Source organism: Paeniglutamicibacter sp. GQ140 (genome assembly GCF_059759235.1).
On sequence record NZ_JCAXDW010000003.1, the window covers coordinates 170,497 to 183,197 of the forward strand.

Consider the following 12,701-nt stretch of genomic DNA (forward strand, 5'->3'; position numbering starts at 1 on the left):
CGTGAGGGACATGTCGGAGCGAGACGACGTCAAGGAAATCCACGAGCGGGGCCTGTACTTCGAGGAATTGGATGCCGACGCGGTCTACGTGCACTCCCCGGGGCGCACCATGACGGAGGCGGACAACGTCCTGTTCACCTCGCTGAGCATGAACACCCAGGCGCTGCACCTGGACGCCGCCTTCGCCGCGACCCAGCCCTTCGGGCGGCGGGTCATGAACTCGATGTTCACCCTGGCCACCATGGTGGGCCAATCGGTCTCGCAGCTGACCCAGGGGACGCTGATGGGCCAGCTGGGCCTGACCGACGTGCGCTTCCCGCATCCACTCTTCCCGGGGGACACGCTGTACACCCAGACGCACATCGTCGACCTGCGCCCGTCGAACTCCCGGCCCGGGCTCGGGGTGGCGACCTTCGCCCACGTGGGCAAGAACCAGGACGGCATCACGGTGGCGGAGGCGACGCGCGTGTGCCTGATGTTCACGCGCGAGGCCCACCAAAAACTGCAGAACGGCACCTTCGGCGAGGACGACTGGCTGTAGCCGGCCCGCAGCTAGGCCCCGCGCCGGCTGTACCGGCGCTCCGGGCGCCCGCCGCCGTAGCGCAGGTTCACCTGCGCCTGGCCGACCTCGTTGAGGTACTCCAGGTAGCGCCGCGCGCTGACCCGAGACAGGCCCAGCATCTCGCCGACCTCCAGCGCGGAGAGGTCAGCCTCCGCCTCGCGCAGGATGGCCTGCACCCGCTCCATGGTTTCCGCCGCGCAGCCCTTGGGCAGCGGCCTGTCGGCCCCGGCCATGCCGAAGACCGCATCGACGTCGGACTGCTCGGCGGTGGCGGCCGAACCCAGCGAACGGTAGGTGCGCCGGTAGTGCTCCAGGCGCTGGTGCAGGTCCTCCTGGGTGAACGGCTTCATCAGGTAGTGCACGATGCCCCCGCGCAGCGCCCGGCGCACCGTCTCGGCCTCGCGGGCGGCGCTGATCACCAGCACGTCGAGCTCCGGGACCTCCGCGCGCAACTGGCCCAGCAGCTCCAGCCCGTAGATATCGGGCAGGTGGATGTCCAGCAGCACCAGATCGGGCTGGATCCGGCGGGCCTCGGCTAGGGCCTGGGCCCCGGTGCGGGCGACCCCCGCGACCTCGAAGCCGGGCATCTGCGCCACGAATCCCGAATGGATCCGCGCGACCATGAAGTCGTCGTCGACGATGAGCACCTTGATCATGGCTGAACCCTTTTCCCCAGGCGGGCGGTGAAGACCGCCCCCTGGTCGTTGGCGACCGTGACGTCGCCGCCGCGGCGCAGGCACACCAGGCGGGTCAGCGCCAGGCCGAAGCCGCGACCCGCCTCGGAGGAGGAGGCCTTGGTGCTGTAGCCCTGCACGAAGATCTTAGCAACGTTCGACTCGTCGACGCCCTCGCCCGAGTCGTGCACCGTGACCACCACCGTCTGGCCCTCCTCGGCCAGCCGGACCTTGACCCGCGCGTCGGGTCGCCCTGCCACCGCGTCGATGGCGTTGTCCACCAGGTTGCCGACCACCGTGGTCAGGTCCCGCGAGAGGGCCTCGTCCACCCGGCCCAGCTGCGAGGCAGGATCCAGGTCGATGCCCACGCCCCGCTCCGAGGCCAGCGCTGACTTGGCAATAAGCAGCGCGGCCACCGTGGGGTCTGCCACGCGGTGGGTGACGTCGTCCAGCAGCCGGGTGCGGCTGAAGCTCACCCCGTTGACATAGGAGAGCACCTCGTCGTATTCCTCCAGCTGGATCAGCCCGGAGATGGTGTGCAGCTGGTTGGCGAACTCGTGGGTCTGGGCGCGCAGCGTCTCGGTGGTCATGCGCGTGGCCCCCAGTTCCTTTTCCAGGGTCGTCAGCTCGGTGCGGTCGCGCAGCGTGGTCACCGAGCCGACCAGCCGGCCGCGCGCCTCCATGGGGCGGCGGTTGAGCACCACCATGCGCTCGCCGACCAGCACCAGCCGGTCCGCCTCGGCCTGCTTCATGGTCAGCACCTCGCGCAGGGCCGCGTCGATGGACAGGTCCGCCAGGGTCCGGCCCTCGCAGTCCTCGGGCCAGCCCAGCAGCCGGCGGGCGGCGTCGTTGGCCAGGGTGATGCGTTCGCGCAGGTCGATGGCCACCACGCCCTCCTTGACGCCGTGCAGGATGGCCTCGCGGTGTTCGACCAGCCCGGTGATTTCCGCCGGCTCCAGGCCCAGGGTCTGGCGCTTGACGCGGCGGGAGAGCAGGAGCGAGCCGAGCGTGCCCAGGGCCACCGAGACCCCCAGGTAGACCAGCAGGTTGGGGGTGGCCTCCAGCAGGCGTTCGAGCAGCGAGGGGTAGCTGCGCCCCATGGCGGCGAAGCCCACGAGCCGCCCGCCGTCATCGAGCACCGGGACGTGCGCCTCGAGCATCTTGATGCCGCCGCGCTGCGTGGACCCCGTCCAGGCGCGGCCCTCCATGACGTCGGATTCGCCCAGCGGGAACTTCTCCCCGAGCAGGGCGGGATTCGAGGCGGTCACCACGGTCCCCTCGGCGTTGACCAGCACCGCCTCGCTGCTGCCGGAGACCGAGCGCACCGACTCGGTGATCGAGGGCAGGGCCGAGCCGAAGCGGGGCCTGGCCTCGGGCAGCAGGGCGCGCACCAGCGGGGTCGCTGCGAGGTTTTCGGCAGCCGCCAGCGAGCGCCGGGACTCGACGCGTTCAAAGGTCTGGGTGGCCTGGGCCAGGGACATGGCAAGGACCCCGGCCATGACGGCGAGCAGGATCAGCAATTGCAGTCCCAGGAACTGGCCCGCGAGGCTCAGCCGGGCGGTGCGGCCCCAACGCGGGGCGGGGGAGTGGCCGGACACCGGCGGTCCTTTCCGTGCCATGACGCACCCGGCGCCAATCGCCCGGTCCGGCATATGCCATCGGCGTGAACTCTACCGACATCGGGCATCCGCGCCGAATGTGACCGTGAACACTATGTACACAACTTTCTTTGCGACCACAAGAATTGCCCGGCCCTGCTGGCGGCCTAGTGTGGTGCACATCATTCACTCGCATTTGAGATGGGAATCACCATGGGACGAACCAATATCTTGAAGCTGGCAGCGGTCGCCGCCGGCATCATGCTCGCCGCCACCGGCTGCGGGGTCACCGGCAACGACGCCGGCGCCTCCGGCAGCGCGGCCGAATCCGGCCCGGTGACCGGCCTGCGCATCATGGTCCCCAACAGCCCCGGCGGCGGCTACGACACCACGGCCCGCGTCGGCGCCAAGGTCATGGAGGAAGCGGAGATCGCCAAGTCGGTGGAGGTCTTCAACCTTGCCGGCGCCGGCGGCACCGTGGGGCTGGCCCGCATCGTGAACGAAAAGGGCAACAACGACCTGGGCATGCTCATGGGCCTGGGCGTGGTGGGCGCGAGCTACACCAACGACACCGACGCCCGGCTGACCGACACCACCCCGATCGCCCGGCTGATCCAGGAGCCGGGGGCCATCATGGTCTCGAAGGACTCCCCGTACAAGACCATCGAGGACCTCGTCGCGGCCTGGAAGAAGGATCCGTCCAAGCTGGCCGTCGGCGGCGGCTCCTCGCCGGGCGGCCCCGACCACCTGCTGCCGATGCAGCTGGCCCAGGCCGTGGGCATCGACGCGAAAAAGGTCAACTACGTCTCCTACGACGGCGGCGGCGACCTGCTGCCGGCGATCCTGGGCAACAAGCTGGGCTTCGCGGCCTCCGGTGCCGGGGAATTCCTCAAGCAGATCCAGTCCGGCGACGTCCGCGTGCTCGCCACCTCCGGCGCCGAGCGCCTCGAGGGCGTTGATGCCCCGACCCTGAAGGAATCGGGCATCGACCTGGAATTCAGCAACTGGCGCGGCCTGGTGGCCCCTCCGGGCATCAGCGACGAGGCCAAGGCCCGCTGGATCGCCACGCTGGAGAAGATGCACGCCTCCGAGGAATGGAAGGCGGCACTGAAGACCAACGGCTGGACCGACGCGTTCATCACCGGGGACGAGTTCGCCGGCTTCCTCACCGACCAGGACAAGCGGGTCTCCGACGTCCTGACCGCCCTGGGATTGGCATGAAACCAGTAGCCGTTTGGCTCAAGGACCGCTCCGAGCTGGGCTTCGCGGCCCTGCTCGGGGCGGTCGGGGCCATGGTGCTGGTCGATGCCGCGGGGCTGAACGTGCCCTACCAGCAGTCCGACGGGCTGGGTCCCAAGACCGTTCCCTACATCGTGGGGACCCTGCTGTTGGTCTGTGCCGTCCTGCTCGCGGTGAACATCCTGCGCGGGGGAGCGGCGGAGCCGGAGGACGGCGAGGACATCGAGATCGGAACGCCCATCGACTGGAAGGTCGTCGTTCCCCTGGTGCTGGTCTTCATTCTCAACATCCTCTTCATCGACCTGGTGGGCTGGCCCATCTCCGGAACTATCCTCTTCTGGGGCAGCGTCCTGGCCCTGGGCGGGCGCAACTACATCCGTGACGGACTGATTTCCGTGGCCCTGGCCGTGGGCACCTTCTACGGCTTTTATTTGGGGCTGGGCATCCACCTGCCGGTCGGCCTGCTCAAGGGAGTGCTCTAAGTGGAAACATTCAACCTGCTGATGCAGGGGTTCGCCACCGCGGTGACCCCCATCAACCTGCTCTTCGCCGTGATGGGCGTGCTGCTGGGCACCGCCATCGGCGTGCTGCCGGGCATCGGCCCGGCCATGGCCATCGCGCTGCTGCTGCCGGTGACCTACGGGCTGGAACCCACCAGCGCCATGATCATGTTCGCCGGCATTTACTACGGCGGCATGTTCGGCGGCTCGACCACCTCCATCCTGCTGAACACCCCCGGCGAGTCCGCCACGGTCATCACCGCCATCGAGGGCCACAAGATGGCCAAGGCCGGCCGCGCCGCCCAGGCGCTGGCTACCGCGGCGATCGGATCGTTCGTCGCCGGCACCATCGGCACCGCGCTGCTGGCCACCATCGCCCCCTGGGTGGTGAAGTTCGCCGTGTCCCTGGGCAACCCGAGCTACCTGGCGATCATGCTGCTGGCGCTGGTTGCCGTGACCGCCGTGCTGGGATCCTCCAAGCTGCGCGGCTTTGCCGCCCTCGGCCTGGGCCTGGCCATCGGCCTGGTCGGCCTGGACCCGGTCAGCGGCCAGGGCCGGCTGGTCTTCGGCCAGCCGCTGCTCGCCGACGGGCTGGATATCGTCGTGGTCGCCGTGGCGATCTTCGCCATCGGCGAGGCACTGTGGATCGCCGCACACCTGCGCAAGACCCGGAGCCAGACGATTCCCGTGGGACGCCCCTGGATGGGCAAGTCCGACTGGAAGCGCTCCTGGAAGCCCTGGCTGCGCGGCACCGCGTACGGCTTCCCCTTCGGCGCCCTGCCGGCCGGCGGCGCGGAGATCCCGACGTTCCTGTCCTACATCACCGAGAAGAAGCTTTCGAAGCACCCGGAGGAATTCGGCCACGGCGCCATCGAGGGCGTCGCGGGCCCCGAGGCGGCCAACAACGCCTCGGCCGCCGGCACACTGACACCGATGCTGGCCCTGGGCCTGCCGACCAACGCGACCGCCGCGGTCATGCTCCTGGCGCTCATGCAGCTGGGGGTCCAGCCCGGCCCGCTGCTCTTCGAGGAGGAGCCGAAGCTGGTGTGGGCGTTGATCGCCAGCCTGTTCATCGGCAACGCGCTGCTGCTGCTGGTCAACCTGCCCATGGCGCCGCTGTGGGCCAAGCTGCTGCAGCTGCCGCGGCAATACCTCTACGCGGGCATCCTGTTCTTTGCCACGCTGGGCGCCTACGCGGTGAACCTGCAGGCCTTCGACCTGGTCCTGCTTCTGGTGCTGGGCACGCTGGGCTTCGCGATGCGCCGCTTTGGCATCCCGGTGCTGCCGCTGATCATCGGCGTGATCCTTGGCCCCCGGGCCGAGGAGGAGCTGCGCAAGTCCCTGCAGCTCAGTGGCGGGGACCCGGCCGGTCTGTTCAGCGAGCCGATCGCCGTGGTCGTCTACGCGATCATCGCCCTGGTGCTGCTCTGGCCGCTGCTGGCCAAGGTGCTGCGCCGCATGTTCCCGAAGGCCGCAGCCGAGGTCGAGGAGCTGGTGGAGCCCGTGGTGGTCGAGCCCGACGCCGGGACCGGCACCGTCGAGGCCGACGAGCCCGCCGAGGTGAAGGTCATGGACATCCACGGCCCGCGCCACGGCGGCAAGACGCGTCGCTAGCCGCGGCACGTGCAATCCCGCGCGGCCCCCGTTTCCCCCTTCTCCGGAGGGAAACGGGGGCCGCGCCCGGTTAAGGGCGGCGGCGCGCACCGCAACGTTGCGCCCGCGGCCCATTGGGTAGGCACAGGAAGAGCGGACATAATGGGTCAGGTGAACAATGCGCAGTTTTCCGCCCCCCGCCCGGCCACGGCCTTCACCGCCCCGCTCCCCGGCACGATCCGCCGCATCACGCTGATCGGCTCCACCGGGTCCATCGGCACCCAGGGCCTGGAGGTCATCGCCGCGGCTCCCGACAGGTTTGCCGTGGCGGCGCTTTCGGGCGGCCACAACCTGCCCCTGCTGGCCGCCCAGGCCGTGGCGACCAGGGCAGCTGCGGTGGGTTGCGCCCACCCGGATATCGACGCGCTGTCCGCCGCCCTTGCAGCCGCCAAGGACGCCGCCGGGGCGCACGACTACGACCCGCAGCTCTTCGCCGGGCCCGACGCGGCAACGCAGATTGCCTCCTTCCCGGACGCGGACGTGGTGCTCAACGGCATCACCGGCTCCATCGGCCTGGCCCCCACCCTCGCGGCACTGAACGCAGGCCACCTGCTGGCCCTGGCCAACAAGGAGTCGCTGATCGTCGGGGGACAGCTGGTCAAGAACGCGGCGGCCCCCGGACAGCTGGTCCCGGTGGATTCCGAGCACTCGGCCCTGGCCCAGGCACTGCGCGCCGGCACCCCCGAGGAGGTGCACAAGCTCGTCGTCACCGCCTCCGGCGGGCCCTTCCGCGGCTGGGACCGCGAGGCCCTGCGCGAGGTCACCCCCGAACAGGCATTGGCCCACCCGACCTGGGACATGGGCAAGGTGGTGACCACCAACTCGGCCACCATGGTCAACAAAGCCCTGGAGGTCATCGAGGCGCACCTGCTCTTCGATGTGCCGCTGGATCGCATCGAGGCCGTGGTGCACCCGCAGTCCATCGTGCACTCCATGGTCGAATTCATCGACGGCTCCACCATCGCCCAGGCCTCCCCGCCGGACATGGCGCTGCCCATCGCGCTGGGCATCGGCTGGCCCGCCCGGGTGCCTGCGGCCACCGCCCCGTGCGACTGGTCCACCGCCGCCTCCTGGACCTTCGAGCCGCTGGATGCGGCGGCGTTCCCGGCCATCGAGCTGGCCAAGGCCGCCGCGGCCGCCTCGCCCACCCACATGGCCGTGTACAACGCCGTGAACGAGGAGGCGGTCGAGGCGTTCCACGCCGGGGCCATCCGCTTCACCGACATCGTCGAAACGGTCGACGCGATCCTGCAGGGCTACGACCCGGAACCCGGCACCCTTGACCTGGGCTCGGTGCTCGCCGCCGAGAGCTGGGCACGAACCGAAGCCGCCAAGCGTTTGGAATCATTGTGAGCGTTCTACTTTTCATCCTCGGCGTGGTCATCATGGTCATCGCCGTCGGCGCGTCCATCGGCCTGCATGAGGTCGGGCACCTGATCCCGGCCAAGCGCTTTGGCGTGCGTGTGCCCCAATACATGATCGGCTTCGGCAAGACGCTGTGGTCCTTCAAGCGCGGGGACACCGAATACGGGTTCAAGGCCATCCCGCTGGGCGGCTACATCTCCATGATCGGCATGTACCCGCCGGCGCGGAACAAGGGGCTCGTCGGCGCCACCGACGCCCCGATCCTGCGCAAGTCCTCCACCGGCATGTTCCAGCAGATGGCCGACGAGGCCAGGCACGCGGCGGCCGAACAGCTGCAACCCGGGGATGAGAACCGGCTGTTCTACAAGCTGCCGGTGTACAAGCGCATCATCATCATGCTCGGCGGCCCGGTGATGAACCTGCTCATCGGCGTGGTCATGATCGGCATCGTCACCGTCGGCTTCGGGATGCCCGCCCAGACCAGCACCGTCGACGAGGTCTACCAGTGCGTGGTGCCGCTCGGCGAGGAATCCTCCCGCGACTCCTCGGTGAACAACGGCTGCCTGCCCTCCGACGCACCGGGCCCTGCCTATGCGGCCGGCCTGCGCCCGGGAGATGTCATCACTTCATTCGACGGCGCGCCGGTGGGCACCACCGACTGGGTGGGCCTGACCCAGGCGATCCGCGGCCACGCCGGCGAGTCGGTCCCGTTGGTCTACCAGCGCGACGGCTTGGAACACTCCACCACCATCACCCCCTACAAGACCGAACGCCCGGTGATCAACGACCAGGGCCAGGTCGTCACCGACGCCTCCGGCACGCCCGAGACCGTCGACGTCGGGTTCATCGGCATGGGCTCGGACGTGCGGAACATCCAGCAGCCGGTTTCCGCCGTCCTGCCGGCCGTGGGCCAGCAGGTCGCCGGGGTCTCGGCCGTGGTGCTCGATCTGCCCGCCCGCGTGGCAGCGGTCGGCAAGGCCGCGTTCTCCGATACGCCGCGCGACCCCAACGGGCCGATCTCCGTGGTGGGCGTGGGACGCATTGCCGGGGAAATCAGCGCCATGGAGCAGATCGGGGTCGCGGACAAGGCCGCCAGCCTGATCTCACTGATCGGCGGGCTGAACATCGCGCTGTTCGTCTTCAACCTGATCCCGCTGCTGCCGCTGGATGGCGGGCACATCGTCGGCGCACTCTTCGAATCGGTGCGCCGGTTCTTCTCCAAGATCTTCCGCCGCCCCGATCCGGGGCCGGTGGACATCGCCAAGATGCTTCCGCTGACCTACGTGGTCGCGGTGGGCATGCTGGTGATGGGTGCGGTGCTGATCTACGCAGACATCGTCAAGCCGGTATCGATCTTCGGCTGACGCCCGCAGGTTTGGAAACGTGACCCGTCACATGGCCGACACCCCGCGTGGCGGGCGACCCCTCGCCGTGCACCGCCGGGGGAGTCGCCGGACAGGGTAGCCAGTGGCATCGGTGCTACCCGCAGCAGCCGCAACGTCCCGCCGCGCTCTCCTTCGTCGGGCAAACGATCCGCGGGAATGCGTTCGCGGATCTCGGCATCGATTGACTGCCGTGGTGATGGTCGAGCTTCAATCTTGCCGGAGGGAGCTCCTCTCAACCATGGAAGACACCACTGGCCTCCTACTCGGGTCGAATGCGGTGCGCACTCTCCAGCCTGCAGGATCCATGACAGAGGTATTTGTAAAGGCTTTTGTGATAACCTGCTGATGGGGTGGTCAGGATGGCCCTTTTTACTATGTGACCTTGCGTGCGTTGTGCTCTTGAGGGAGACAACGCACATGGCCGGACCGTCTATTGTCGAAGGGGTTTTTATGTCACGGGTTTGGTCTACCGAGCGGGCGAAGCATTTAATCCAGCAGATTCAAGGCATCGTGAACGGTGGATGCACCGACCAGATGACAGCACTGGATAACCAAGGGCGCATCTTGTCCGACCCGAACGTCTGGGATGGCCCGCTGGCGAAGACGTTCCGTTCCTCGACTTGGCCAGAAACCAGGGCCGCGTTGGGCAAGGCGCGTAGCGAACTCGAAGCATTGCGGAACCAGCTGCAGAAGATCTCGCAGGACATCTTTACCGCTGGTGGCGGCGCATAACCACAATTGGTGACGCGCGGGCCGGTCTGCCTTACTCACTAACGTGAGTGGCAGACCCGGTGCGCTGCGTAGCGACTTGTCGTCGTATCCGCAGCGTGATGGCAATGAGCCGCCCGCTCGTCATCCAGGTTGCCGGGCTCGTTGCTGTACCTTGCCTGTGCTTTGTTGTCTTAGTTTTTGGTTGATTATCCCCGTCGTGCGCTGGCGGCGTGCTGGTCGTAGAGGATGTTGAATGAATTTTGATCATGGAGTAGCCGATGCACTCATCGCGAAGTGTGACGCGGCGTACGGGAAGCTCTCTGCGCAGGTTGTTCAACGAGGGTCTGTGTTCGGTGAGGCGTTGGATCAGTTCAGCGGGACGTACTCGGGTTTGTTCGCTGAGAACCATGAGGCCCAGAAGAGGGCCCGTGTAGCTCTGTTCCGTGCGGTTGAAGATCTGGCCGAGGGCGTGAAATCGGTCAAGCGGCAAGCCGATACTGCCCGCGACGAAATGAATCGTGCCCAGGATAGAGCCCGTGCACGGCTCAAGGAGATCGAGTTCCTTGAATTCCAGGAATCAGAGCCATGGCTACACCAAGCGGAGAGTAGGGACGCGCAAACGATTCTCGGTTATTCCTTCTCTGACTGGCTGCGAGATAAGACGATGCCGCCGAGGGTTGCTGTTGATCCGATACCGCAAGAGGTCCGTGGCTGGATATTAGGTGTGGGCGCGGGTGGAACGAGTTCCGCGATCCCCGATGCGCTGACCCGTGCCGCGACGGTGTTCCGGGCCCAAGACGTGGATGCCAGACCGGTGTGTGATTCCGTGGTGGCTGCACTGGGCACTTTTCGAGACGTGTGCACGTGGACGCGACGAGGCATGGTCGGCGATAGCGCGCTCCAGGACGGGTTCACCCGGTTTTTCGAGGATAATGATGAGGACGCCAGATATCTGGTCAAGATCGCGGACGCGTTCCGCAACGCCGGCGAAGGAACGGACCTACCAGGTGGGGCACTGAATCTATCCACCGACAGCCTGGTGTTGGCGTTGGTCCCGGCCAGCCGATCCGGGGAGGCGTTGATGAACTTCCTGTCCACCGCGACACCCGAACAGATCCGGGCCCAGGCGAAGATCCCCGGGTGGGATGAGGCATTGCAGTCGGTACCTGCGGAACGGATTGCCGTGTGGTGGGATGGCCTACAAGGTCCCGACCAGGTGATCAGACTGAATCAAAAGGTTGAGTTCACGGTCACAACACTGCAAGCGGAGCTACTCGGGGCCGCACCGAGGGTGTTCGGGTCGCTGGACGGGATCCCGGCGTTATCTCGCGTGTATGCGAACAAGTTGGCGGTGTCATCAGATATCCAGGCCGCCGAGAAAGAGCTGAAAATGCTTCAGGAATTCTCCAAGGCCAGCCCGCTAGGTAGTCAGTATCCGGATCGTCAGGCATTCCTTATTAGTGAGATCAACTACCTGAAAAAGGTCGAGTCCGGGGACAGGCAGCTGTATTTGTATGACCGCGACAAGTCCCGAATCGTTCAGATGATTGGCGCCCCGGATGAGGATACCGAACGGACGATTACCTATGTTCCGGGAACGTTTACGAACCCAAAAAGTTTTTATGATAATGGCCCCCAACAAATCCCAATCGAGTTGGTGGGCGCGGTCCCGGACACCGTCGCATTCGTGTACAAGGACGGGCAATTCGCTGGGGAAGACTCGTACGACGGGGGGACTGACTTCTTCCGTCTTCTGGAGGCGAACGATCCAGATCGCGGTTTGGATGCCGGACGGCAACTGGCAGCCTTCCAACGGGGAATACAGTCAGATCCGTTGCTTCAAAACGCCCAGCAGATTGGGTTTGGTCATAGCTGGGGGTATCAGAACCTGTCGAGTTCCGAGATCTTCGGTGCCAAGTGGGACAAGTCCACTTCTTTGTCCGGGGCCGGGATGCACGAAAAGTGGGTTCCGGACGAGGACACCGAGTACACGAATCTCGTGTATGAGCGCGATGCCTTGCTGTGGGCGCAAAGGAAAGGGTTGGTCTGGGACGGTAAGATACCGAGGACTCAAGAGGCGTTTACTAACAATTTCTACACTAGGCCTGACGGTGAAGGTGATCCGGTTGACGACCACAGTGAAATCCAGAGGGCCGACCCCGAGGGCCAAGGCAATCTCGAGGCACGCTTCGACATGGTTAAGTGGGTAATGAAATGATCCGGACACGATTCACTGCTGCCGCGTTGATTCTGTTGGCGGCGCTTACCGGGTGCACACCAGGGGCGCCGAAAAGTACGACCGAGACCGAAGGGAATACCCCTGTGGAGAGTGAACTGACGTGGCAGGAGGCCAAGGCCAAGGCCCAGGCAATGGAGCTGGAAATCGCCGACCTGATTCCCGAAGACAAGGTTACCAAGATCGATCAAAGGGAGACCGGGGTCTTGTTTAGTTGCTCCGAGAAAAAACATACTTGGGACGGCTCAACCACCGTCACCTTAAAAAAGGGGACCGAGGGAGAACCTATCTTGAAGGCGATTGAGGCGCATTACCGGGATGGCCCCTTCGCCATCAAATCCGATCTGGACATCGTTGGAGACTATCGGGTGCAATTGCGCTCACGAGACGCCGCAGAAAGCTACATCATCGGGATATTCGAGCCCGGAACGATCCGCATTGCATCGGGGTCTGCCTGCTTTACGCTGCCGGAGGGTGTGGATCCGGGTGATGACTTTTAGGCATTGATGGCGACGGTAAGCGTTCGTTGGGTGCCCTCAGCTTCCTCAGTCTTTGGGGGCCGACATTCCATTGAACCGCGAGCTCAAGGTCAACAACGCCGTAGCCAAATAATCAATGTAGTCCGTTTTCGGACTTATTGAGCTGACAAAGAATCGGTCGGTGTAGCTTCACCAAAAGTGAAGGTGCACCGACCGATTTTTTTACCCTGAGGTTTTTATCGCCCGAGGTGCCTCAGAGGTCTGGACATGGCAACGCGGTGGGATGAGCCATGTCCAGA

11 protein-coding genes are annotated in these 12,701 nt (G+C 65.9%); 9 read left to right on the plus strand and 2 right to left on the minus strand.

Going from position 1 to position 12,701, the window contains the following annotated elements; genetic code table 11:
• The first annotated feature begins 10 nt into the window (after positions 1 to 10).
• Positions 11 to 541 (plus strand): MaoC family dehydratase, encoded by a 531-nt coding sequence (locus AC6CHY_RS05640; RefSeq protein WP_217389636.1) that lies wholly within the window; start codon positions 11 to 13, stop codon positions 539 to 541.
• 11 nt (positions 542 to 552) lie between these two features.
• On the opposite strand, the gene AC6CHY_RS05645 is transcribed toward AC6CHY_RS05640, so the two are convergent.
• Together AC6CHY_RS05645 and AC6CHY_RS05650 are read right to left on the minus strand one after the other, a co-directional pair.
• A complete protein-coding gene (locus tag AC6CHY_RS05645; protein WP_217389630.1) occupies positions 553 to 1,218 on the minus strand; it encodes a response regulator in 666 nt (221 codons plus the stop codon).
• Positions 1,215 to 2,789 (minus strand): sensor histidine kinase, encoded by a 1,575-nt coding sequence (locus AC6CHY_RS05650; protein WP_498226197.1) that lies wholly within the window; start codon positions 2,787 to 2,789, stop codon positions 1,215 to 1,217. Before AC6CHY_RS05650 ends, AC6CHY_RS05645 begins: the two co-directional genes overlap by 4 nt.
• A gap of 258 nt (positions 2,790 to 3,047) precedes the next feature.
• On the opposite strand from AC6CHY_RS05650, the gene AC6CHY_RS05655 reads away from it, so the two are divergent.
• The 8 genes from AC6CHY_RS05655 (at position 3,048) to AC6CHY_RS05690 (ending at position 12,423) form a co-directional block, all read left to right on the plus strand.
• A complete protein-coding gene (locus AC6CHY_RS05655) occupies positions 3,048 to 4,055 on the plus strand; it encodes a Bug family tripartite tricarboxylate transporter substrate binding protein (protein WP_217389629.1) in 1,008 nt (335 codons plus the stop codon).
• Complete coding sequence (locus tag AC6CHY_RS05660; protein ID WP_498225931.1) at positions 4,052 to 4,555, plus strand: tripartite tricarboxylate transporter TctB family protein; 504 nt, start codon at positions 4,052 to 4,054, stop codon at positions 4,553 to 4,555. Before AC6CHY_RS05655 ends, AC6CHY_RS05660 begins: the two co-directional genes overlap by 4 nt.
• 21 nt (positions 4,556 to 4,576) lie before the next feature.
• Positions 4,577 to 6,187 (plus strand): tripartite tricarboxylate transporter permease, encoded by a 1,611-nt coding sequence (locus tag AC6CHY_RS05665; RefSeq protein ID WP_498226198.1) that lies wholly within the window; start codon positions 4,577 to 4,579, stop codon positions 6,185 to 6,187.
• Positions 6,188 to 6,328: 141 nt separating this feature from the next.
• Positions 6,329 to 7,579, plus strand: a complete 1,251-nt coding sequence (gene dxr / locus AC6CHY_RS05670) for a 1-deoxy-D-xylulose-5-phosphate reductoisomerase (RefSeq protein WP_498225933.1) — start codon at positions 6,329 to 6,331, stop codon at positions 7,577 to 7,579.
• Positions 7,573 to 8,955, plus strand: coding sequence for a M50 family metallopeptidase (locus AC6CHY_RS05675; RefSeq protein WP_498226200.1), 1,383 nt, complete (start codon positions 7,573 to 7,575; stop codon positions 8,953 to 8,955). The genes dxr and AC6CHY_RS05675 overlap by 7 nt, the downstream gene beginning before the upstream one ends.
• Before the next feature lie 438 nt (positions 8,956 to 9,393).
• Complete coding sequence (locus AC6CHY_RS05680; protein WP_498225934.1) at positions 9,394 to 9,708, plus strand: pyrophosphorylase; 315 nt, start codon at positions 9,394 to 9,396, stop codon at positions 9,706 to 9,708.
• Positions 9,709 to 9,940: 232 nt separating this feature from the next.
• Positions 9,941 to 11,905 carry a hypothetical protein gene (locus AC6CHY_RS05685; RefSeq protein ID WP_498225935.1) on the plus strand — a complete coding sequence of 655 codons (1,965 nt, stop codon included), beginning with the start codon at positions 9,941 to 9,943 and terminating at the stop codon, positions 11,903 to 11,905.
• Positions 11,906 to 12,009: 104 nt separating this feature from the next.
• Entirely contained in the window at positions 12,010 to 12,423 is a 414-nt protein-coding gene (locus AC6CHY_RS05690; protein WP_498225937.1) for a hypothetical protein, read from the plus strand.
• Positions 12,424 to 12,701 lie beyond the last annotated feature (278 nt).